This is a genomic window from Nocardiopsis sp. YSL2 (assembly GCF_030555055.1).
In the GTDB taxonomy this organism is placed as follows: domain Bacteria; phylum Actinomycetota; class Actinomycetes; order Streptosporangiales; family Streptosporangiaceae; genus Nocardiopsis.
The window spans coordinates 600,112-622,431 of record NZ_JAMOAO010000001.1; the positions used below are offsets into that span (position 1 = coordinate 600,112).

General features: G+C 71.2%; 22 protein-coding genes. 10 read left to right on the forward strand and 12 right to left on the reverse strand.

The window, feature by feature from the left end:
- Positions 1 to 41 precede the first annotated feature (41 nt).
- The 4 genes from M1P99_RS02600 to coxB all read right to left on the reverse strand — a co-directional run bounded on the left by M1P99_RS02600 (position 42) and on the right by coxB (position 4,431).
- Positions 42 to 1,232 carry an Ig-like domain-containing protein gene (locus M1P99_RS02600; RefSeq protein WP_304455546.1) on the reverse strand — a complete coding sequence of 397 codons (1,191 nt, stop codon included), beginning with the start codon at positions 1,230 to 1,232 and terminating at the stop codon, positions 42 to 44.
- 234 nt (positions 1,233 to 1,466) lie between these two features.
- Positions 1,467 to 1,892, reverse strand: coding sequence for a cytochrome c oxidase subunit 4 (locus tag M1P99_RS02605; RefSeq protein ID WP_304451082.1), 426 nt, complete (start codon positions 1,890 to 1,892; stop codon positions 1,467 to 1,469).
- 10 nt (positions 1,893 to 1,902) lie between these two features.
- Entirely contained in the window at positions 1,903 to 3,573 is a 1,671-nt protein-coding gene (gene ctaD / locus M1P99_RS02610) for a cytochrome c oxidase subunit I (RefSeq protein ID WP_304451083.1), read from the reverse strand.
- Positions 3,574 to 4,431 carry a cytochrome c oxidase subunit II gene (coxB, locus tag M1P99_RS02615; protein WP_304451084.1) on the reverse strand — a complete coding sequence of 286 codons (858 nt, stop codon included), beginning with the start codon at positions 4,429 to 4,431 and terminating at the stop codon, positions 3,574 to 3,576.
- A 537-nt stretch (positions 4,432 to 4,968) separates the two neighbouring features.
- Between coxB and M1P99_RS02620 the strand changes: the two genes are divergently transcribed.
- Positions 4,969 to 5,217 (forward strand): sulfurtransferase TusA family protein, encoded by a 249-nt coding sequence (locus M1P99_RS02620; RefSeq protein WP_304451085.1) that lies wholly within the window; start codon positions 4,969 to 4,971, stop codon positions 5,215 to 5,217.
- A 174-nt stretch (positions 5,218 to 5,391) separates the two neighbouring features.
- Here M1P99_RS02620 and rpsD read toward each other — a convergent pair whose 3' ends face one another.
- From rpsD to M1P99_RS02655, 7 genes are all read right to left on the reverse strand, one after another.
- Positions 5,392 to 6,003: a 30S ribosomal protein S4 gene (gene rpsD / locus M1P99_RS02625; protein ID WP_304451086.1), complete on the reverse strand. Its 612-nt coding sequence runs from the start codon at positions 6,001 to 6,003 to the stop codon at positions 5,392 to 5,394.
- 336 nt (positions 6,004 to 6,339) lie between these two features.
- Positions 6,340 to 7,311 (reverse strand): carbohydrate kinase family protein, encoded by a 972-nt coding sequence (locus M1P99_RS02630; protein WP_304451087.1) that lies wholly within the window; start codon positions 7,309 to 7,311, stop codon positions 6,340 to 6,342.
- Between the two features lie 181 nt (positions 7,312 to 7,492).
- Positions 7,493 to 7,840 carry an iron-sulfur cluster assembly accessory protein gene (locus M1P99_RS02635; protein ID WP_053615247.1) on the reverse strand — a complete coding sequence of 116 codons (348 nt, stop codon included), beginning with the start codon at positions 7,838 to 7,840 and terminating at the stop codon, positions 7,493 to 7,495.
- A 275-nt stretch (positions 7,841 to 8,115) separates the two neighbouring features.
- On the reverse strand, positions 8,116 to 8,730 hold the full coding sequence (locus tag M1P99_RS02640) for a hypothetical protein (RefSeq protein WP_304451088.1): 615 nt from the start codon (positions 8,728 to 8,730) through the stop codon (positions 8,116 to 8,118).
- A 39-nt stretch (positions 8,731 to 8,769) separates the two neighbouring features.
- Positions 8,770 to 9,696, reverse strand: coding sequence for a zinc metalloprotease HtpX (htpX, locus tag M1P99_RS02645; protein ID WP_304451089.1), 927 nt, complete (start codon positions 9,694 to 9,696; stop codon positions 8,770 to 8,772).
- A 308-nt stretch (positions 9,697 to 10,004) separates the two neighbouring features.
- Complete coding sequence (locus M1P99_RS02650) at positions 10,005 to 10,283, reverse strand: hypothetical protein (protein WP_304451090.1); 279 nt, start codon at positions 10,281 to 10,283, stop codon at positions 10,005 to 10,007.
- Positions 10,280 to 11,053, reverse strand: coding sequence for a PspA/IM30 family protein (locus M1P99_RS02655; RefSeq protein WP_304451091.1), 774 nt, complete (start codon positions 11,051 to 11,053; stop codon positions 10,280 to 10,282). Before M1P99_RS02655 ends, M1P99_RS02650 begins: the two co-directional genes overlap by 4 nt.
- 96 nt (positions 11,054 to 11,149) lie before the next feature.
- Between M1P99_RS02655 and M1P99_RS02660 the strand changes: the two genes are divergently transcribed.
- Together M1P99_RS02660 and M1P99_RS02665 are read left to right on the forward strand one after the other, a co-directional pair.
- The gene (locus M1P99_RS02660) at positions 11,150 to 11,809 is read left to right on the forward strand and encodes a DUF3043 domain-containing protein (protein ID WP_304451092.1); all 660 of its coding nucleotides are present in this window, start codon (positions 11,150 to 11,152) and stop codon (positions 11,807 to 11,809) included.
- Between the two features lie 159 nt (positions 11,810 to 11,968).
- A complete protein-coding gene (locus M1P99_RS02665; protein ID WP_304451093.1) occupies positions 11,969 to 12,976 on the forward strand; it encodes an aldo/keto reductase family protein in 1,008 nt (335 codons plus the stop codon).
- A 113-nt stretch (positions 12,977 to 13,089) separates the two neighbouring features.
- On the opposite strand, the gene M1P99_RS02670 is transcribed toward M1P99_RS02665, so the two are convergent.
- A complete protein-coding gene (locus M1P99_RS02670) occupies positions 13,090 to 13,296 on the reverse strand; it encodes a hypothetical protein (protein WP_304455547.1) in 207 nt (68 codons plus the stop codon).
- Positions 13,297 to 13,504: 208 nt separating this feature from the next.
- Here M1P99_RS02670 and M1P99_RS02675 point away from each other — a divergent pair, with 208 nt between their 5' ends.
- From M1P99_RS02675 to M1P99_RS02705, 7 genes are all read left to right on the forward strand, one after another.
- Positions 13,505 to 14,500: a bifunctional adenosylcobinamide kinase/adenosylcobinamide-phosphate guanylyltransferase gene (locus M1P99_RS02675; RefSeq protein WP_304455548.1), complete on the forward strand. Its 996-nt coding sequence runs from the start codon at positions 13,505 to 13,507 to the stop codon at positions 14,498 to 14,500.
- A 41-nt stretch (positions 14,501 to 14,541) separates the two neighbouring features.
- Positions 14,542 to 15,300, forward strand: coding sequence for an adenosylcobinamide-GDP ribazoletransferase (locus tag M1P99_RS02680; protein ID WP_304455549.1), 759 nt, complete (start codon positions 14,542 to 14,544; stop codon positions 15,298 to 15,300).
- A 260-nt stretch (positions 15,301 to 15,560) separates the two neighbouring features.
- Positions 15,561 to 17,078: a leucyl aminopeptidase gene (locus M1P99_RS02685; RefSeq protein ID WP_304451094.1), complete on the forward strand. Its 1,518-nt coding sequence runs from the start codon at positions 15,561 to 15,563 to the stop codon at positions 17,076 to 17,078.
- A gap of 99 nt (positions 17,079 to 17,177) precedes the next feature.
- Complete coding sequence (gene lpdA / locus M1P99_RS02690; RefSeq protein WP_304451095.1) at positions 17,178 to 18,554, forward strand: dihydrolipoyl dehydrogenase; 1,377 nt, start codon at positions 17,178 to 17,180, stop codon at positions 18,552 to 18,554.
- A 103-nt stretch (positions 18,555 to 18,657) separates the two neighbouring features.
- A complete protein-coding gene (gene sucB, locus M1P99_RS02695; RefSeq protein ID WP_304451096.1) occupies positions 18,658 to 20,403 on the forward strand; it encodes a 2-oxoglutarate dehydrogenase, E2 component, dihydrolipoamide succinyltransferase in 1,746 nt (581 codons plus the stop codon).
- 137 nt (positions 20,404 to 20,540) lie between these two features.
- Positions 20,541 to 21,116, forward strand: coding sequence for an NADPH-dependent FMN reductase (locus M1P99_RS02700; protein WP_304451097.1), 576 nt, complete (start codon positions 20,541 to 20,543; stop codon positions 21,114 to 21,116).
- A 271-nt stretch (positions 21,117 to 21,387) separates the two neighbouring features.
- Positions 21,388 to 22,320, forward strand: a complete 933-nt coding sequence (locus M1P99_RS02705) for a TIGR01777 family oxidoreductase (RefSeq protein WP_304451098.1) — start codon at positions 21,388 to 21,390, stop codon at positions 22,318 to 22,320.

Genomic DNA, 22,320 nt, shown 5'->3' on the forward strand with positions numbered 1-22,320 from the left:
CCCGGGCGCGCGGCGCGACCGGCGAGGGCGCGAAGGCGGCGCTACAGCCCCTGGCCGTGGACGCTGCCCGGCGTTCCCGAACCGTCGGTCACCTGGGGTTCGCCCGTCACGCTGTGGTCGAGCCACTCCTCCCATGAGCGCTGGTAGAAGCCCCACCCGTTGTCCCACTCCAGTTGCCGGTCCGTGCCGGTGGTCTCCAGGACGTCGCCCATCAGCGCCTGGTCGTGGTACCAGCGGGCGTCGGACACCGACATGTTGGTGCACCCGTTGGAGGCGTCGGCCACCCCCAGGTTGCCCGTGTTCCACGGCGCCGCGTGGGTGAACTCGCCGCTGTTGGAGGTGCGCACGGCCCAGTCCACGTCCACGCGGTAGTAGCCCGGGGAGCCCTGGGGGATGCCGACGGTGGCGGAGTCCATCACCAGCCGGGAGTACTTCTCCATCAGCAGGTGGACGCCCGAGGTGGTGGTGTTGAAGCGCCGGTGCGCCTTGCCGTTGCTCACCGGGATCGTGCGCACCGTCTCGCCGTCGACGGCCACGGTCATCTCGTGGTCGGGCACGTGCATCGTGGAGATCATCTCTCGCCCGATCTCGAACTCCAGGCGGTGGTCCTCGGTACCGTGCACGCCCTCGGCCGCCTGCACGCCGGTCAGGCGCAGGTCGACGGTGACCTCCTGGTAGGGCTCCCAGAACTCGCGCGGCCGGAACACGGCCGTCTCGTCGTCGAGCCAGTTCCAAGCGCCCTCCACCGGGTGCTCTGAGGTGACCTCGATGGAGTTCTCCACCTGCTCCTTGTGCTCGACCGGCGTGTCGAAGCCGACGATCACGGGCATGCCCACGCCGACCACGTCGCCCGAGCGCGGGAAGTTGAACTCGATGCCCAGCGCCCCGCCCTCCTCCACCGGCGCGGTCGTGAACTCCGACCGGAACTCCCGCTGACGGCCCGAGGCGCCCTCGGCGGCGGCGTAGACGCCCACGGCCGTCCCGGGCACGAGGTTCCAGTCGCTGGTCCAGGTCGTGCCGTCCTCGGACAGCGTGCCGGTGACCGGAAGCGACTCGACCCTCTCGCCCGCACGCACCTGTTCGATGGTGACGCCGGCGAGCGAGCCCTCGGTCACGGAGACGCGGACCGGGGTGTCCGGGGGCACGTCCGTCGCCCCGGGAGCGGGGCTGACGGAGACCTGGGGCCCCGCGAGCCCTTCGTCGTCCTCGGCGGCGTCCCCGCCCCCGAGGATCCCGCATCCGGCCGCCGCGAGCAGGACGGCGGTGCCCGCCGCCGTCGCACGGGCCGCCGCGGGTCCGTTGACTCGTCCCTCCACGCCCAACACCTCCAGCAACCGCTGTGGATAGGCCGCGACCGGCGCAAATCACACCAAGTCACGCATCGGTCACACAAAAAGATACCCCGGCGACCGGGTGGGTTCCGTGTAGCGAAACCCCCGGTCACCGGGGTCGGTACTGCGAGCGTGCTAGTGCTGGAATTCCTTGCGGTAGTACTCGAACACCCAGCCGATCGCGGTGAGGATGACGGCGAAGCCGCCGATCAGGACCATCCACCAGCCGATCGCCACGCCGACGGCGGTGAACGCCACGGCCAGGGCGACGAACATCGGCCACCAGCTGTGCGGGCTGAAGAAGCCGTACTCGCCGGAGTTCTCCGCGATCTCGCCGTCCAGCCGCTCCTCCGCGGGAAGCCCGTGGAAGTGCTCGCTGCGGCGGGCCGCCTGCCAGAGCCAGAAACCGATCATCCAGCCGAAGCCGATGGAGACCACCAGCGCGGTGGCACCCGTCCACTCGACCTGTCCGGTGTCCTGGACGGACCAGTAGATGTACAGGGCCGCCGCCAGACCGAAGAAGGTCGAGATGCCCATGAACAGATAGGCCTGCATCTTCATTGTGTGCGCCCTACTCCTTCGTGGCGCCCGCCGGGACGGCGCCCGGGGCCGCGGCGTGCGGGTGGTTCAGGTCGAACGCGGGGCGCTCGGACCGGATCCGCGGCAGCGACGTGAAGTTGTGCCGCGGCGGCGGGCAGGACGTCGCCCACTCCAGGGAGCAGCCGTAGCCCCACGGGTCGTCCACGGTCACCTTCGGTGCCTTCTTGGCCGTGACGTACATGTTCCAGAAGAACAGCAGAGTCGAGGCGCCGAGCACGAAGGAGGAGACCGAGGAGATCTGGTTCAGCTCGGTGAAGCCGTCACCGGGCAGGTAGTCGGCGTAGCGGCGGGGGAAGCCCATCGCGCCGAGCCAGTGCTGGACCAGGAAGGTGCCGTGGAAGCCGAGGAACAGCAGCCAGAAGTGCACCTTGCCCAGCTTCTCGTTGAGCATCTTTCCGGTGAACTTGGGCCACCAGAAGTAGAAGCCCGCGAACATCGCGAACACCACGGTGCCGAACACCACGTAGTGGAAGTGCGCCACCACGAAGTAGGAGTCGGTGACGTGGAAGTCGATCGGAGGGGAGGCCAGCAGCACGCCGGTGAGGCCGCCGAAGAGGAAGGTCACCAGGAAGCCGATCGTGAACAGCATCGGCGTCTCGAACGAGAGCTGCCCTCGCCACATCGTCCCGATCCAGTTGAAGAACTTCACACCGGTGGGGACCGCGATGAGGAACGTCATGAAGGAGAAGAAGGGCAGCAGCACCGCGCCGGTCGGGAACATGTGGTGCGCCCACACGGTCACCGACAGGCCGGCGATGGCGATGGTGGCCGCCACCAGGCTCTTGTAGCCGAAGATCGGCTTGCGGCTGAACACCGGCAGGATCTCGGTCGCGATACCGAAGAACGGCAGGGCGATGATGTAGACCTCGGGGTGCCCGAAGAACCAGAACAGGTGCTGCCAGAGGATGGCACCGCCGTGTTCGGCGTTGTAGACCTGCGTGCCCACCATGCGGTCGGCGCCCAGGGCGATCAGGGCCGCGGTCAGCACCGGGAAGGCGATGAGCACCAGGACACTGGTGAGCATCGTGTTCCAGGAGAAGATCGACATGCGGAACATCGTCATACCGGGCGCGCGCATGCACAGCCCGGTGGTGATGAAGTTGACCGCACCGAGGATGGTGCCCAGACCGGACACGGCCAGGCCGAGGATCCACAGGTCGCCGCCCAGGCCCGGCGAGCGGACCGCGTCGGACAGCGGGGTGTAGGCGAACCAGCCGAAGCTGGCGGCGCCGCCCGGGGTCAGGAACCCGGCCACGACGATGAGGCTGCCGAACAGGTACAGGTAGTACCCGAACAGGTTGATCCTGGGGAAGGCGACGTCGGGGGCGCCGATGTGCAGCGGCATGATGATGTTCGAGAACCCGACGAACAGCGGGGTCGCGAACATCAGCAGCATGATGGTGCCGTGCATGGTGAACATCTGGTTGAACTGCTCGTTGGACATGACCTGCATGCCCGGGAAGAACAGCTCGGCGCGCATGAGCAGCGCCAGGATGCCACCGAAGAGGAAGAACGCGAAGGAGGTGATCAGGTACATGTACCCGATGACCTTGTGGTCGGTCGACGTCAGCCAGTTGACGATGATCGACCCTTTGGCCGGCGCCTGGGCGCCGCTACGGGGTTCTGTTGCCGTGGTGGTCATTTACTCGTCATTCTCCTCGGCGTCGTCGGCTCCGACGCCCGTGCCCTCGGCATCGGCCTCGGTGCTCTCCGCACCCTCGGCCCCCGTGCCCTCGGCATCGGTGCCCTCGGCTCCGGTGCCCTCGGACATCTCGGGGTCCTCGGCCGTCTCGGCCGCCTCGGCCTCGGCCTCGACCTGCTGGTCGGCGGCCCACGCCTCGTACTCGTCCTGCGGCAGGACCTCGACGTTGAACAGCATGCGGGTGTGGTCGACACCGCACAGTTCGGCGCAGCGGCCGACGTACTCGCCCTCGGTGCCCTCGTTGAGCTTCACCTGGAACGCGTTGTCGCGGCCGGGGATGACGTCCATCTTGAAGCCGAAGGACGGGACCCAGAAGGAGTGGATGACGTCGGGCGAGTGGAGGTCGAAGTGGACCACCGCGTTCTCCGGCAGGACGAGCGTGGGCTGCGTCGAGCGGTCGGCGGTGCCGTCGGGGTTGGGCGTGCCCACCTCGGTGAAGAGCGTCTCGCCGCCCTCCTCCTTGGTGTCGTCGAGGTAGTTGAACTGCCAGGCCCATTGGAAGGCCACGACCTCGACGTGTACGTCGGCGGGCTCCTCGGTCTCGAGGAGGTAGGCCTGGTCTCGCGCGGTGAAGTAGAACAGCACCGAGATGATGACGATCGGCAGCACGGTGTAGAGCGCTTCGATGGGCAGGTTGTACCGCACCTGGGGCGGCAGCTGCTCAGAGCGCTTGCGGTGGAAGATGATCGTCCAGATCATCAGCCCCCACACGAGAATGCCGACCGCGAACGCCGCCACCCATGAACCCTGCCAGAGCGAGAGAACACGCTCGGCCTGCTCGGTGATCGGCTCCGGCATGCCCAAACGAGTGAGCTCGTTCGACGCGCAGCCGGTCGCGGCCAGCCCCAACACGGCGAGCGCGGCGCCGCGTGGTGCCCATCGGCGCGTGTTGGAACGCCGATTTTCTTGGCGGGTCGGACTCACGGATTGCCTTCCCAGCGGTGAAGCCCGTGGATCCTCCACGGGCGGCCTAAGTATCCAAAGCTTGTCAGGGGGAAACATTATCGCGAACCGCCCAGCGTCCCGTTCATGGGCTTGCCTGGTCAGCGTGTTGCCGACCGAGCCCGTGCACGGCCCGCGGCGGCGCGCGGAGCCGGGCCCGTCGCCCCGCGGAGGCGGGACCTCCCGGCTGGCTACGTGGCGCGGCCCGGCGTACCCCCCGGGCCCCCGGCCGTGGGCCGTGTCGGTCTCCGCCTGCGGCTGAGGTGGACACGGTTCGCGGCGCGAGGCCATTGCGAGCGTATCGCTGTGTTTACGACGCCCTTAACCGGGTTCGCCTTAAGGGGAGGCGCAGGTCAAGATTGGGCTACGGCGACGACGACACAGGGGGTGCGCATGCCTGAGCACGCGTCCGGCGGGCCTTTGGTGACGGTGGAGGCGGTGGGCCGCAAGTGCCCGCTGCCGATCATCATGCTGTCCCAGCGGCTGCACGAGGTGCCCATCGGGGCGGTCATCGCGGTCACCGCGGACGATCCGGCCGCACGAGCCGACATCCCGGCGTGGTGCCGGATGAAGATGCACGAGTTCCTCGTGGAGGAGCCGCTGGCGCGGGGTAGCGCTTTTCACATCCGCCGGAAGTACTGATCCGGGCGGGGCGGACGGCTCCCCCGACCCGTTCCGCATTCCGGTTCCGGTGCCATAACGATTCGGCAGGGACCGATACCGGGGCTCGGGGGCGGCCCCGGACACGGCGAAGGCCGCACGGACGGTGTCCGTGCGGCCTTCGCGCGTCGGTGCTCCGCGGAGCCCGCGCGGTTCCTAGCGAGCGTAGAACTCGACGACGAGCTGCTCGTCGAAGGGCACGGGGATCTGCTCGCGCTTGGGGCGGTCGGTGACCGCGATGCGCAGGTCCTTGTGGCTGACGGCGAGGAAGCCGGCGATCTTGTCGTCGGCGTGCACGCCCTCGGCGGCCTCGACGAACGGGACCATGGAGCGGGACTTCTCCCGCACGCTGATGATCTGGCCCGGCTTGACCTGGTACGACGGGATGTCGACCTTCTTGCCGTCCACGGTGATGTGGCCGTGGTTGATGAACTGGCGGGCGGCGTAGATCGAGGCGGCCAGACCGGCGCGCAGCACGACCGTGGCCAGGCGCAGCTCCAGCTCGGCGAGCATCTCCTCACCGGTGCGGCCGGAACGCTTCTTGGCGTTCTCGTAGATGCGCAGCAGCTGCTTCTCGGTCAGGTCGTAGTACCAGCGGACCTTCTGCTTCTCCGACTGACGGACGGCGAAGTCGCTGCTGTTGCGACGGACGCGGCGGCCGTGCTCGCCGGGCGGGTACGGACGCTTCTCGAAGTAGCTGACCGCCTTACGGGTCAGCGGAGTGCCGGCGCGCCGGGACAACCGCACCTTCGGTCCGGTGTAGCGCATGCAATGTCCTTTCAGGGTCAATCAGGGAATCCCAGGTAAGGCTTGCCTAAATCTGGGAGGCGCTCACGGCGCCCGAGTCCCCGCGCGCGCGGGACGCGTGCTCAGGAACGGGTTCCCCACCGTCGCGGCGACCCGGCGCGGACGGCTTGGGCTAGGAAGACCGGCACGCGTTTCAGCGCACCGGCCGGCACGGGGCACCCGTGCTGGTCGGCCGGGGCCGACCCTTCGGGGCGCGGCCCGGCGGAATCCACCGGGTCGTGCGGGTCGCGGCTTACTACTCTACGGGTTCGCCGGGACCGCCCGGACCAGGAGCACCCGGCCCGGGCGGGTGCGCGCTCACAGGAAGGAGCGGACCTCGTCGGCGGCCTCGGTGCCGTAGGAGCGCTCCAGGCGCTCCAACAGGCCCGCGGCGGTCAGCCGGTACTCCTGCGGCCCGTCGACCTCCAGGCAGTGCACCGCGGTGGCGTTGCCGACCTGGGCGCCCCGCTCCAGGGACAGGCCCCATGCGTGGGCGGCCAGGAAGCCGGCACGGAAGGCGTCACCCATGCCGGTGGGGTCGACGAGGTCGCCGACCTGGGCCGCGGGCACGTGCACGGACGGCTCGCCCCGCCGGTCGATGCGGGCGCCCTTGGCGCCCAGAGTGGTGACGCGGGTGCCGACCCTGGCGAGGATCTCGGCGTCGCTCCAGCCGGTCTTCTGCTCCGCCAGCGCCTTCTCGTACTCGTTGCCGAACAGGAAGGCGGCCCCCTCGATGAGGGTGCGCACCGCGTCGCCGTCCATCCGGGCGAGCTGCTGGGAGGGGTCGGCGGCGAAGGGGATGGTGCGGGTCCGGCACTCCTGGCTGTGGCGGACCATGGCGTCGGGGTCGTCCGCGCCGATGAGGACGAGGTCGAGGCCGCCGAGGCGGTCGGCGATCGGCTTGAGCTCGATGTTGCGGGCCTCGGCCATGGCGCCGGCGTAGAAGGACGCGATCTGGTTCTGGTCGCGGTCGGTGGTGCAGATGAAGCGCGCGGTGTGGCGCAGCTCGGAGATGTAGACGGACAGGGTGTCGACACCGTGGCGGTCCAGCCAGGCCCGGTAGTCCTCGAAGTCGGCGCCGGCCGCACCCACCAGGACCGGGTCGAGGCCGAAGGCGCCCATCCCGAAGCAGATGTTGGCGGCGACGCCGCCGCGGCGCACGTCCAGCTCGTCGATGAGGAAGGAGAGGGACAACTGCTGGATCTGGTCCGGGATGATCTGTTCCGCGAACCGACCCTCGAAGGACATCAGGTGGTCGGTGGCGATGGATCCGGCAACCGCGATACGCACGGGACGTGGGCTCCTTGGTCGGGAGTTGTCGGTCGTGGACGACCGGACGGCGGTCGGGCGGCACTCGACCCCCGACATGACCGCCTCAGCGTACCCAGTACACCGCGCCCTCACGCGTGCGGAGGACGACGAAGGGGAGGGCGGACGGATCCGCCCTCCCCGGGTTCTGCTTCCGGGACCCCTAGTTGAAGGAGTCGCCGCAGGCGCAGGAGCCGGTGGCGTTGGGGTTGTCGATCGTGAAGCCCTGCTTCTCGATGGTGTCGACGAAGTCGATCGTGGCACCGACGAGGTAGGGGGAGCTCATCCTGTCGGTGACGACCTCCACACCGCCGAAGTCGGTGACGACGTCGCCGTCGAGGTCGCGCTCGTCGAAGTAGAGCTGGTAGCGCAGACCTGAGCAACCACCCGGCTGAACGGCCACCCGAAGACGCAGGTCGTCGCGTCCCTCCTGCTCCAGGAGCGCCCTGACCTTGCCGGACGCCTCGTCGGTGAGGATGATCCCCTCGGTGGTCTCGCTCTGAACCGTCATGTTGTCAAGCTCCTCTTGAAAGGGGTTGCGGCCGCCTGGCGACCCCCGGTCGCGTAGCGGACCGTCCCGCGGGTGGCGGTGCGGTCCTCCTCAACCGGGGTCAACGCCCGGGCTTCGCACGGCATTCCGCCGTGCGGCCGCCGTGTTCTCCCTGTGTCCGTGGCCCCAGGTGCGGTTGGAGCCGGCGGAGCACTCGTGTGCTCGTGTCCACCAGGGTAGTGTCGACGGCTCCACGATGCCATGCCCGAGCGACCCCTGTGCACGCCGCCCGCCGGTCAGGCGGAGGGGTCGAGTCCGGGAGCGCCGTAGACGGGGAACCAGCGCGACCGGTCCTTCTCCATCGGCAGGTCGTCACCGATCGCCGCCTCCACCTGGAGTTCCAGCGCGTTGTCGCGCCGCTGTCCACCGGCCGGGGCGAAGGGGTAGAAGGTGCCGCGCTTGTAGAGGTACACCAGTCCCAGCCGCCGCCCTCCGCCCTCGTCGGAGAAGCCGAGCAGGGAGCACAGCAGGGAGGGCCCGTAGCCGTTGGCCTCCAGCGTCGAGTTGACCGCGTGCAGGTCGGTGACGAGGCCGGAGACGTCGGCGTCTGTGACCTCCCCCTCCCCCGGCGTGGCCTGGTGCGAGCGCACGACCAGCCATGAGTAGCCGTAGTCGTCGGTGACCTGCCTGACCGGCGGCCCGTCGTCGGCGTCCAGCAGGGCGGTCACGTCCCGCTGAAGGTCGGCGAAGGCCGCGCCCTCGGCCGCGCGGTAGGCCACCGAGGCCGTGCCGGTGGGCCTCAGGCCCACCGACGCCCGCAGGGTCAGTGCCGCGGAGGGGAGCGCGAACAGGGCGTCCAGGTCGGGTCGGGCCGGTGCGGACCGGCCCAGCAGGGCGCGCCAGAAGCTCATCGTGGTTGCCTCGTTCCCAGATCGGCGGTGGCGTGGCGGTCAGCTGCCCTGACCGAGTTGGCGGGAGATGTCGGAGAGCTGGGCCAGGCGCTGGTCCACCGGCGGGTGCGTGGCGATCAGCTGGCTGACGCTGAAGCCCTTGCGCGAGGACGCGGGGGCGAAGAAGAAGGCGTTGAACGGCTCCGCCTGGCGCAGGTCCCGGGTGGGGATGCGCGCCATGTCGCCGGTGATCTTGCTCAGGGCGCTGCCCAGCGTGGAGGGGCGGCCGGTCAGGTAGGCGGCGGCGCGGTCGGCCGACAGCTCCCGGTAGCGCGACAGCGCCCGGATGAGCAGGAAGCTCAGGGCCCAGGCGATGGCGCTGACCAGGACGACCAGCAGCGCGACGACCGCGGGCGCGGGACCGCCGTTGTTGCTGCGGCCCCCGGCGGCGCCGCTGAACGCGGCGAAGCGCAGTCCCGCCTGGGTGAGGAAGCCGGCGACGATGCCGAGGAAGCCGGCGATGGTCATCACCATCACGTCGCGGTGGGCGATGTGGGAGAGCTCGTGCGCCAGGACCGCCTCCAGTTCCGGGCCGTCCAGACGGCGCAGCAGGCCGGAGGTCACGCAGATGACCGCGGACTTCTCGCTGTGCCCGGTGGCGAAGGCGTTGGGAACGTCGGAGTCGGCGATGCCGACCCGGGGTTTGGGCATGTCCGCCATCGCGCACAGCCGGTCGACGAGCGCGTGCAGATCGGGTGCCTGCTCCGGCGAGACCTCGCGCGCGCCCATGGAGAACATGGCGATCTTGTCCGAGGCGAAGTAGGAGAAGAGGGCGAAGGCGCCCACGATGACCATGACGAGCCAGATGTTCAGGCCCGCCAGGACCAGCCCCACGATGAAGGCGACGTAGACCAGCGCCAGCAGCGCCATGGTCATCACCATCCGGGCGGTGAGGCCGCCGTCCGGTCGAAACTTCGAACCCGCCATTGCGACTCCTCTGCGATGAGTGATTCGGAGTCTAGTTCGACCAGGTGAGAGAAGGGTTAAGGCCGTACTCCCGGCGTGCTGGAGGGCCCCGGGGACACGGGGACACGGGCGCGTCGCGGTGCCGCGACGGCGGGCACCGGTCCCCCACACGAGGAAGCCGCGGCCGCCGTGACGTCGTCACGGCGGCCGCGGCACCAAAGTACGCGCACGCGGTCGGCGGGCGGGGTCCCGGTCGGCCGTGGCCCGGCCGGAGGTCCTGGCCCGCGCGGTCACCGGACCCACCTGGACGGTGGTGGAGGGTCCGGTCGCTAGCCCGGGATCAGACCGTCGTCCTGCAGCATCTCCCGCACATCGGCCATGCTGGCCTCGGCGTGCGGAAGGATGAAGTCCGACGGCTCCAGGGCGTCGTCCGGCAGCGGGCTGCCGTCCGCACGCACCCGCTCGAGCAGCCGGTGCAGGGCTTCGCGGAACGTCTCCTCGTTGGCCGAGTCGAGCGCCGCCTCCAGCGCGGCGTCGAACTCGTTGAGGACGCCCAGGTCGGCGTCGGTCAGGTCCAGTTGGCCCTCACCCAAGATACGGACGATCATGCGCCCTCCCGGTTCCCGGTGCTGCCGGCGCCGTTCCCGCCCTCGATCTGGGGGGCGGCACTGCCGCTGCCGCCGCCGAGCTCCATCTTCATGCGCTCGAGCTCGGCCTCGACTCCGGTCGTGCTGGCCATGCGGTCCAGCTCGCCCTGGATGTCGTCCTTGGCCGTGCCGGTGACGTCGTCGAGCGCCCCGGAGGCGAGCAGCTCGTCGACGGCGCCCGCGCGGGCCTGCATCTCGGCGGTCTTGTCCTCGGCGCGCTGCACGGCCATGCCGACATCACCCATCTCCTCGGAGATGCCGGAGAAGGCCTCGCTGATCTGCGTCTGGGCCTGGGCCGCGGTGTAGGTCGCCTTGATCGTCTCCTTGCGGGTACGGAAGGCGTCGACCTTGGCCTGCAGCCGCTGGGCGGCCGTGGTGAGCTTCTGCTCCTCGTTCTGGAGGTTGGCGTGCTGCTCGCGCAGGCCCTCGATCTGCGTGGCCAGACCGGACCTGCGGGTGAGGGCCTCGCGGGCGAGGTCCTCACGTCCCTGGGTCAGGGCCGCCCGGCCCTGGTTCTCCAGCTTGCCGGACTGCTGTTCGAGCTGCTGGATCTGCAGCTCGACGCGCTTGCGCGAGGTCGCGACGTCCGCCACCCCGCGACGGACCTTCTGGAGGAGTTCGAGTTGTTTCTGGTACGAGTAGTCGAGGGTCTCCCTGGGGTCCTCGACGGAGTCCAACGCCTTGTTGGCCTTGGACTTGAAGATCATCGAAAGTCGCTGAAACACGCTCATCGGCGTGGCCGTCCCCTTCTCGCTGCGTACATCGGCTGTTCCCAGCGGGCGCTTCGCCCAACCCTACGCGCTCTGGCCCACGGTCGCCATAAAGCTGTGACCGGCTACCCTGAGGGTGTGTTCCGACGTCGCTCCGCTTCCGCAGCCACGGATTCGAACTCTGCCGAATCCGCCAGCCCTGAGGCCACTGAGGCCACCCAACCTAAGGGATACACCCCCAAGAAGGGTGTCCCCACCCCAAAGCGCAAGGAATCCGGTAAGGACCTGCGCCGGCCCGTGCAAGCTCCACAGACCCGCAAGGAGGCGTACCGGGCCTACCGGGACCGCCTCGACCGCCAGAAGGGTCAGCCCGCCCGGCGCTCCGGCGTCCCGCAGGGCGAGGAGCGCTACTTCCGAGAGCAGGACCTCGGCAAGCCCCGTGCCTTCGCACGGAACTACGTCGACTCGCGGCGCAGCGCCAGTGAGTTCTTCCTGCCCTTCTCCATCCTCATCATCGCACTCCTGTTCGTGAACAACCCCGTCTTCCAGGTCGGGGTCGCCTACGTCGCGTGGCCGCTGATGATGGTGACCCTCGTCGCCGAGGGCGTCTTCACCGCGCGCAAGGTCAAGCGCACGGCCGCCGCCCACTTCCCCGACGACCCCAAGGTCGCCGGCGTGGGCATGTACGCGGCCATGCGCCAGCTCCAGTTCCGGCGCCTGCGCCTGCCCAAGCCGACGGTGAAGGTCGGCGACGACCCCGCCGCCGGTGTGCGCTGACCCGTCCATCACCGTTCCGTCTCCCCGACATCCCCATACCGATCACGTGAGCAGGGCCGGTGTTCGCACCGGCCCTTCACCGTGTTGCGCGATGAAAGCGCTTGCCGACCGCCGGGGCCACTGTGGTCGCGACCGCCCCGGCTGACTAGAGTGCTCGGCATGGAATTTCGGCATCTAGGCAAGAGCGGTCTCATCATCAGCGAGATCGCCTACGGGAACTGGATCACCCACGGGTCCCAGGTCGAGGAGGACACCGCCACCGCGTGTGTCCGTGCGGCGCTGGACGCCGGCATCACCACGTTCGACACCGCCGACGTCTACGCCCAGGGCAGGGCGGAGGAGGTGCTCGGCCGCGCGCTCAAGGGCGAGCGCCGCGACGGGCTGGAGATCTTCTCCAAGGTCTACTGGCCCATGGGCGAGGGGAAGAACGACAAGGGCCTGTCGCGCAAGCACATCCTGCGCGGCGCGGAGGACTCCCTGCGCCGTCTGGGCACGGACTACCTGGACCTCTACCAGGCCCACCGGTTCGACTACACCACGCCCCTGGAAGAGACCATGCGGGCCTTCGAGGACCTGGTCCGCCAGGGCAAGGCCCTCTACATCGGCGTCTCGGAGTGGCGCGCCGAGGAGATCGAGCGCGCGCTCAAGATCGCCGACGAGATGGGTTTCGACCGCATCGTCTCCAGCCAGCCGCAGTACAACATGCTCTGGCGGGTCATCGAGTCCGAGGTCGTGCCGGTGTGCGAGCGCGAGGGCATCGGCCAGGTCGTGTGGTCGCCCATCGCCGGCGGCGTCCTGACCGGCAAGTACAAGCCGGGCCAGGCGGCCCCCGCCGGGTCGCGCGCGGACGACCCGAAGAGCAAGCACTTCATCGCCGACAAGGCCGGCGACCAGGCCCTGCTGGAGCGGGTGCAGCAGCTGGAGCCGCTGGCCGCCGAGGCCGGGCTGAGCATGCCCCAGCTGGCCGTGGCCTGGGTGCTGCAGAACCCGAACGTCTCCGCCGCGATCATCGGCGCGTCCCGTCCGGAACAGGTCCAGGACAACGTCCGGGCGGCCGGGGTGAAGCTCGACGCCGAGCTGCTCGCCAGGATCGACGAGATCCTCGGTGACAGCGTCGAGCGGGACCCGGCCCTGACCAAGAGCCCGGACAACATCCGCACACGCTGACACGCGGGCGGCCCCGGTGCCCGAGGGCACCGGGGCCGCTTCGGGCGCCTTGAGCACGGGAACCTTCGGCCCCTGCGGCGCGGCCCTTCCTGCTTCGGCCCGGGCCCGGGGGGCTACCCGGTCGGCTCCAGGGACATGGTGTAGGCCTCGTCGCCGTCCTCCGACAGCACGACGCGGACCACGCCGCCCTCGGCGAGCTCCTGCCAGTTCTCCCCCAACCAGCTCTCGGCGTCGCCGCGCGAGGTGAACGACTCCGCGGGGAGCCCTTCCTCCGCCTTGTCCGCGCCGTCCGCGTCGAGATACCGCCAGGTCCACGCCATTGTTCGACCGCCCTTCGTCACGGGGTTCACAGTGCGGGCCACCGTGTTCCTGGCCCGAGCTTAACCAAGCCTTGGTCCGACATGCGGTTTACTCGATCGGGTGCGTATCCGATTCCTCGGGACCGCGGGGCACGCGGGCTGGCCGGCCCCGCAGTGCACCTGCGCCTCCTGCAACAGGGCTCTCGCCGAACGCCGGCTTCCGCTGCGCGTGACTGTCGACGACCGCTTCCGCATCCGCGAGGGGGCGGTGGTCGGCCCGGTCCCCCCTGCCTACTCGGTGACCGTGACCGCCGACGGCGTGCTGGTGGTGGGCCCCGACGGGGGGCGGCTGCTGTACGCCCGCTCCTCCCCCGGTCCGCAACCGGCCCCGCCCCCGGTCGAGGCCGGGCCGGGCGGCGGGTCGGCCTACGCCTCGTCTCCCCCCGACCAGCAGGTCGACATGGTGATCGTCGACGCCGCCCAGCGCCCCGAGGTGATCGGCGAGCTGCGCCGGTCGGGCGTGGTCGGCGTGACCACCGCGGTCGTGGCGGTCGGCGGCGACCACCGCGTCCGCTCGCCCCAGGAGTTCGCCCGCCGGGCCCGGCTGTGGGGCGCCCTGGCGCCCAGTGACGGGGCGGAGATGTCGTGTCCTCCCACCGTGTGGCCGGGGTCGCGCCCGCACGGCCCCCACCGCACGCTCATCACCGGCGGCGCCCGCTCGGGCAAGTCCACCGAGGCGGAGCTTCGGCTGCTGGCCGAGCCGCGGGTGGTCTACGCCGCGACCGGCCCCGTGCCCGACCCCGACCGGGACCCGGAGTGGGCGCGGCGCGTGGCACTGCACCAGGACCGGCGTCCCTGGTGGTGGCGCACGGAGCAGACCGTCGAGCTGGCCGAGGTGCTCAAGCGCACCCGCGGCGCCGTCCTCGTGGACTGCCTGGGCACCTGGCTGGCCGCGGTGATGGACGAGAACGGCATGTGGGACGACACCCCTCCCGAGGAGGCCGAGGAGATGGTGGAGGGCCGGATCCACGGGCTGCTGGAGGCCTGGCGCACCACGCAGGCCTACGTCGTGGCGGTCACCAACGAGGTGGGGTCGGGCGTGGTCCCGGCCACCCGCGCGGGCCGGATCTTCCGCGACTACCTGGGCCTGCTGAACCAGTGGGTGGGGGCCGAGTCGGAGGAGGTCGTCCTGGCCGCCGCCGGGCGCGTGACGGAGCTGCCGTGACCGCGGGGGCCGGGGTCGCGGCGGCGCGGGCGGGGGCCCGGATGGCGGTGGGCACGTTCACCGCCGTCCCGGTGCGCGTGGAGCGGGTGGACCGCTCCACGGCCGGGTGGGCGATGTTCTGGGCCCCGGTCGTCGGCGCGGCCGTGGGCGCGGCCACCGGCGCGGTGGCGGTGGCCGGGGCCTGGCTGGGGCTGTCCGGCGCCCTGGCGGCGGGGCTGGGAGTGGGGGCGGCGGCGCTGCTGACCCGGGGCCTGCACCTGGACGGGTTGGCCGACCTGGCCGACGGCCTGGGGAGCGGGCGGCCCGCCGAGGGCGCCCTGGAGGTGATGCGCCGTTCCGACATCGGGCCGTTCGGCGTGGTCACGCTGGTCCTGGTCCTGGTCGCGCAGGTGCTGGCGCTCGGGCAGCTGGTGGCGGCCTCGCCCTGGGCGGCGACGGCCGCGGCGGTGGTGGCCGGGGCCGGTGGCCGCCTGGCGGTGACCCTGGCCTGCACCGCTCGGGTTCCGTCGGCCCGGCCGGAGGGTCTGGGCGCGTTCGTGGCGGGCACGGTCCGTGCGCCGCTGGCCGCGGCGGCCTGCGCGGTGGTGGCACTGCTCTGTCTGACGGGTCTGCCCCACGGGGCGGGGTTCGCCGCGCTCTGCGCGGGGGCGGTCGTGCTCGGCCTGGCGGTGGCGGGGCTGCTGCTGCGCCGGGCGGTGCGCCGGCTCGGCGGGATCACCGGCGACGTGCTGGGCGCGCTGGCGGAGTCGGCCGGGACGTCGGTCCTGGTCGTGGCGGCCGCGGGTACGGCCTGGCTCTGACGGCGCTCGGACGGGTGACCAGTGTCGCCATGATCACATTTTTTCACACCAGGTTTCATCGCACCCAGGCCCGGGGAACCGCGGTCCGCCACGCCGACGCCGTGCGAGACCCCCCACCGGCGACCAGAGCCACCCTCGCCGCACGCGCGGGCCCCGGCCGCCCCGGGGGGCGCTCCGCCCGCACGCGAGCCGCGTCAGCGCCCTGGCAGCGCGGGGCGGCACGTCGCCGATCGGCACGTGGGGCGACTAGCATCGGGGGCGTGAGCACGTCGTTGTCAGTACATACGGAGTCCCCCAGTTCGCTCGACGCCGACGCGGTCGTCGTCGGTTACCACTCCGGAGGCGACGCTCCGGAGCCTGCGTCGGGCGCACATGACGTCGATGCCGCCTTCTCCGGCGGCCTCGCCTCGACCCTGTCGCTCCTGGGAGCGAGCGGCGCCCCTGAGGAGGTGCACACCATTGCCTCCCTCGGAGCCGTGAAGGCCCCGGTCGTCGTCGCGGTCGGACTCGGCCCGGCGCCCACCGACGGCCCGGTCGACCCCGACACCCTGTCCCGCGCCGCGGGCGCCGCCCTGCGCTCGCTGTCCGCCCGCCCCGAGGGCGCGGGCCGCGTCGCACTCGCCCTGCCCGCCCAGAGCGCGGCGGAGGCCGGCGCCGTGGCGCTCGGCGCCCGCCTGGGCGCCTACGCCTTCGACCGCTACCGCACCGGCGAGAAGGCCGAGCGCAGCGCGGAGAAGGCCGGTGCGGTCACCCTGACCGTCATCAGCCCGGCGGAGGACGCCGCGTCCGCCGTCGAGCGCGCCGGCGTCCTGGCCGACGCCGTCGCCCTCACCCGCGACCTGGTCAACACGGCCCCGGCGGACCTGGTCCCCGAGGACCTGGCCTCCGCCGCGCAGGAGGTGGCCCAGCGCACCGGCCTGGCGATCGAGGTCATGGACGAGCAGGCGCTGGCCGAGGGCGGCTACGGCGGCCTGACCGGTGTCGGGCAGGGGTCGGCCAACCCGCCGCGCCTGGTCCGCCTGGCCCACTCCCACCCCGAGGCGAGCCGCACCGTCGCCTTCGTCGGCAAGGGCATCACGTTCGACTCCGGCGGCCTGTCCCTCAAGCCCGCGGGCGGGATGGACTGGATGAAGTCCGACATGGCCGGCGCCGCCTCCGTGCTCGCCGCCATGGGCGCCATCGCGGAGCTGGGCGTGAAGGTCAACGTCGTCGCCTACCTGGCGGTGGCCGAGAACATGCCCAGCGGCACCGCCCAGCGCCCCTCCGACGTGCTGAGCGTGTACGGCGGCAAGACCGTCGAGGTCCTCAACACCGACGCCGAGGGCCGCCTGGTCATGGCCGACGCCCTGGTGCGCGCGCAGGAGGACGGGCCGGACCTGGTCGTGGACATCGCCACGCTGACGGGCGCACAGCTCGTCGCGCTCGGTACCCGCGTGTTCGCGGTCATGTCCAACGACGACGGCGTGCGCGAGGACGTCGTGGCCGCCGCCGGCGCCGCGGGCGAGGCCGCCTGGCCGATGCCGCTGCCCGGCGAGCTGCGCGCGGGGCTGGACTCCGCGGTCGCCGACATCGCCAACGTGGCCGGTGAGCGCTGGGGCGGCATGCTCTCCGCGGGCGTGTTCCTCAACGAGTTCATCGAGGAGGGCGTCAAGTGGGCGCACCTCGACATCGCGGGCCCGTCCTTCAACCAGGGCGGACCGCACGGCTACACCTCCAAGGGCGGCACCGGCGCGGGCACCCGCACCCTGGTCCGCATCGCCGAGGAGTACGCGAAGTAGTTCCCGTGGTCGGGGCGGCGCTCCTGTGAGCCGGGAGCGCCGCTCCCCCCGGTCACCCCCTGCATTCCCACCAGCCACCACAACAAGGAGTTCGTTCCCGTGAGTGAGAACGGCGGCACCTTCGACCTCGTCGTCCTTGGCGGCGGCAGCGGCGGCTACGCGGCGGCACTGCGCGCCGCGGAGCTGGACCAGAGCGTCGTACTGATCGAGAAGGACAAGCTCGGCGGCACCTGCCTGCACCGCGGCTGCATCCCCACCAAGGCCCTCCTGCACTCGGCCGAGGTCGCCGACACCGCGAAGGAGAGCGAGAACTTCGGTGTCAGGGCCACGTTCGAGGGCATCGACATCCAGGCGGTGCACTCGTACAAGGACAAGGTCGTCAACGGCCTGTTCAAGGGTCTGACCGGCCTGGTCAAGTCCCGCAAGATCACCGTCGTCGAGGGTGAGGGCAAGCTCACCGGCGCCGACGAGGTCACGGTCGGCGACACGGTCTACAAGGGCCGCAACATCCTGCTCGCCACCGGCTCCAAGCCCAAGACCCTGGGCCTGGACATCGACGGCGAGAAGGTCATGACCAGCGACCAGGCCCTGGGCCTGGACCGCGTCCCCGAGTCCGTCATCGTCCTGGGCGGCGGCGTCATCGGCGTGGAGTTCGCCAGCGTCTGGCGCTCCTACGGCGCCGACGTCACCATCGTCGAGGCCCTGCCCCACCTGGTCCCCGTGGAGGAGGAGTCCAGCTCCAAGCTCCTGGAGCGGGCCTTCCGCAAGCGCAAGATCAAGTACGAGCTCGGCACCCCCTTCGAGTCGGTCAAGACCACCGACGCGGGCGTGACCGTCACCCTCAAGGGCGGCAAGACCCTGGAGGCCGAGCTGCTGCTGGTCGCCATCGGCCGCGGACCGGTCTCGGAGGGCCTGGGCTACGAGGAGCAGGGCATCACCCTGGACCGCGGCTTCGTCCAGGTGGACGAGAACCTGCACACGGGCGTGGGCAACATCTACGCTGCGGGCGACCTCATCCCGACCCTGCAGCTGGCCCACGTCGGCTTCGCCGAGGGCATCTTCGTCGCCGAGCACATCGCCGGGCAGAACCCGCCCGCGATCGACTACGACGGTGTCCCGCGCGTCACCTACTGCGAGCCCGAGGTCGCGTCCGTGGGCCTGACCACGAAGGCGGCCAAGGAGCGCGGCCACGACGTCGTGGAGATGAACTACAACCTCGCGGGCAACGGCAAGAGCCAGATCCTGCAGACCTCGGGGGCCGTCAAGGTCATCGCCGAGAAGGACGGCCCCGTCCTGGGCGTCCACATGGTCGGCAGCCGGGTCGGCGAGCTCATCGCCGAGGGCCAGCTGATCTACAACTGGGAGGCCCTGCCCTCGGAGGTCGCCCAGCTGATCCACCCGCACCCGAGCCAGTCCGAGGCGCTGGGCGAGGCGCACCTGGCGCTGGCGGGCAAGCCGCTGCACGTCCACGACTGACCGCACCACCCGGGGGCGGGCCGATACGGCCCGCCCCCGCCACATCCGCGCTGCCCAGTCAAGGGGTTGGGCAGGTACCGCGTCCAGATCCAACGAGGAACCCATGCCGACTTCCGTTACCATGCCCGCCCTGGGTGAGAGCGTCACCGAGGGCACCGTCACCCAGTGGCTGAAGAACGTGGGCGACACCGTCGAGGTAGACGAGCCGCTCCTGGAGGTCTCCACCGACAAGGTGGACACCGAGATCCCGTCCCCGGTCGCCGGTGTACTCACCAAGATCCTGGTGGACGAGGACGAGACCGTGGAGATCGGCGCGGAGATCGCGGTCATCGGCGGCGAAGGCGAGAGCGAGGGAGGGGACGGCGGGTCGACGGCCAAGGACGCGCAGCCCGAGCCCGAGCCGGAGCCCGCCCCCGAGCCCGCCCGTGCCGAGGAGCCGGAGCCCGCGGCCGCCCCCGAGCCCGCCCCGGCCGCGCCCGCCTCCGCGGACGGCCCCACCACGTCGGTCACCATGCCCGCCCTGGGCGAGAGCGTCACCGAGGGCACCGTCACCCAGTGGCTCAAGAGCGAGGGCGACACCGTCGAGGTGGACGAGCCGCTCCTGGAGGTCTCCACCGACAAGGTGGACACCGAGATCCCGTCCCCGGTCGCCGGTGTACTCACCAAGATCATCGCCGCCGAGGACGACACCGTGGAGATCGGCGCGGAGATCGCGCTGATCGGGGCCGAGGGCTCCGCTCCAGTTCCGGCCGCGCCCGCCGCTCCCGCCCAGCCCGAGCCCGCCCCCGCCGAGGAGCCCGCCGCCGAGGAGCCCGCCGCCCCGTCGGCCCCGGCCCCCGCGCGGCAGTCCGCGGCCGACGACGTGCCGTCGGTGGACATCGAGACGCTGAGCGGCACCGGGCAGGCCTCGGGCACCGACACGGTGACCGAGGCCTACGTCACTCCGCTGGTGCGCAAGCTCGCCGCCGAGAACCGCGTGGATCTGAGCCGCGTCAAGGGCACCGGTGTGGGCGGCCGCATCCGCAAGCAGGACGTGCTCAAGGCCGCGGAGGAGCAGAAGGCGGCCGCCGCCGCGCCCGCGCCGAGCACGACCCAGCACAAGGCGGTCTCGGACGCCTCCTCGCTGCGCGGCCGGACCGAGAAGCTGTCGCGTCTGCGCCAGTCCATCGCCGACCGCATGGTGGAGTCGCTCAACACGGCGGCCGAGATCACCCAGGTCGTGGAGGTGGACGTCACCAAGATCGCGCGCCTGCGCGAGCAGGCGGGTGTCGACTTCGCCAAGCGCGAGGGCGTGGAGTTGGACTTCTTCCCGTTCTTCGCCCTGGCCGCCGTCGAGGCGCTCAAGTCCCACCCGCAGATCAACGCGGTGATCGACAACGACTCGCACGAGGTGACCTACCACGCGGTGGAGAACCTCGGTGTGTCGGTCGACACCGAGCGCGGCCTGCTCGTCCCGGTCGTCAAGGACGCCGGCGGACTGAACCTGGGGTCCCTCGCCAGGATGATCACCAAGCTGACCGACCAGGCGCACACCGGCCTGCTCGGTCCGGACGACCTGAGCGGCGGCACGTTCACCATCGCCGACACCGGCAGTGTCGGCGCCCTGTTCGGCACGCCGATCATCAACACGCCGCAGGTGGCCATCCTGGGCACCGGCGCGGTCGTCAAGCGCCCGGTCGTCGTCGAGGACGAGGCCATGGGCGGCGAGGTGATCGCGGTGCGGTCGATGGTCTACCTGTCGCTGGCCCACGACCACCGCCTGATCGACAACGCCGACGCCGGCCGCTTCCTCCAGGACGTCAAGGCGCGCCTGGAGGAGGGCGACTTCGAGCGCGACCTGGGTCTGTAGCTCCTCCGACCCCGAACCGGGCCGGACGCCGTCGTCGGCGTCCGGCCCGGTCGTGTGCGGGGCCACCCCGCCCCGAGTTGACCTCAAGCTACCTTGAGGTCCTACCGTGGACCGGAAGGACGAGGACAAGGACGCATATGGACAACCTCCGGATCGCGGTCATCCTGGGCGCGAACCGCAACGGCCGCACGGGCACCCTGGTCGGGAACTGGTTCCTGGAGCAGGTGGGCGACCACTCCGGCCTGGACGTCGACGTCCTGGACGTGGCGGACCTGGGGCCCGGCGACGGGCACGGGGCGCCGATGGCCGACTTCGGTTCCCGCGTGGCGGCCGCCGACGGGTTCGTCGTCGTCACCCCCGAGTACAACCACGGCTACCCGGGGCCGTTGAAGAGCGCGATCGACTCCGCCCGCCGGGAGTGGTTCGGCAAGCCGGTGGGGTTCGTCTCCTACGGCGGGCGCTCCGGCGGCCTGCGGGCGGTGGAGCAGCTGCGGTCGGTCTTCTCCGAGCTGCACACGGCCACCCTGCGCGACACCGTGAGCTTCCACGACGCGCACCTGGCGTTCGGTCCGGACGGCCTCCCGGCGCAGGACATGGCGGAGGCCCGGATGGCGGTGCGTGTGCTCGTCGAGGAGCTGCGGTGGTGGGCGCTCGCCCTGCGCGAGGCGCGGGAGCGCCGCCCCTATCCGGGCATCGAGTCCCTGGCACGATGAACGGGGCGGTGCCGATGGCACCGCCCCGTCCCTTACCCCACCAATCACCATCCCCTGATGATCCCCATCATCAAAGGTCTGTGGCCGGGCGCGCGCCCGTCGCAATGACGGCGCGTCGCCCACGGTAGCTCCGCGTTGACGCGGAGTCCCCCGTCCCACCTTCAAGGTAGAAGACGGCGGCACCCCGCGCAGGCCTTTCGCCGAAAAAGCCGGAGAAAACTTGGCGGGTCCGCCCACCGCCGCGCACGCCGGGCGGGGTAGGTCAAGGTGCATGAGAGTGGCGATCACCGGGGCCTCGGGCCTCATCGGCGGCGCGCTGTGCGCGGCCCTGCTCGACGGGGGCCACAGCGTCGTGCGCGTGGTGCGCCATCCGCCCAGGGGAAGCCGTGTGCCCTGCGTGGAAGAGGCGGAGTGGCGGCCGGAGCAGGGGCGCGTGGACACCGTGGCCCTGCACGAGGTCGACGCCGTGGTGCACCTGGCCGGCGAGCCGGCCCACCGCGTCCCGTGGTCACGGCACCGGCGGGCCCAGATCCGCCGCAGCCGGGTCAGGGGCACGCGTGTCCTCTCCCGTGCCCTGGCGTCGATGGCCTGCCCTCCCCCGCGCCTGCTGTCGGCGTCGGGCGCGTACTACTACGGGGACACCGGCGGCGAGGTCGCCACCGAGGACAGCCCCGCGGGAACCGGCTTCCTCTCCGGGATGTGCCAGGCCTGGGAGGCGGCCACCGGTCCCGCCGAGGAGGCGGGGCTGTCGGTGGCGCACCTGCGCACCTCGGTGGTGCTGGACCGCTCGGGCGGGCTGCTCAGGACGCTGATCCCGCTGTACCGTGCCGGACTGGGCGGGCGCCTGGGGTCGGGCGCGCAGTACATGAGCTGGATCTCGCTGCGCGACCAGGTCGACGCGATCCTGTTCCTGCTCGAACGGCCGGAGATCACCGGGCCGGTGAACCTGTGCGCCCCCGAGCCGGTGAGCAACGCCGCCTTCACCGAGGCGCTGGGGCGCGCGCTGGGCCGTCCGACCCTGGTCTCGCTCCCGGCCACCGCGCTGCGGGCGACGATGGGGGACCTGGCCGAGGAGTCGGCGCTGCTGGACCTGCGGGTGGTGCCCGAACGCCTGCTGGCCGCCGGGTATTCCTTTCGCCTGCCCACCATCGACAGTGCGCTTTCCGACATCCTGGCCAGACCCGCACCCCGATCCGGGGCGTAA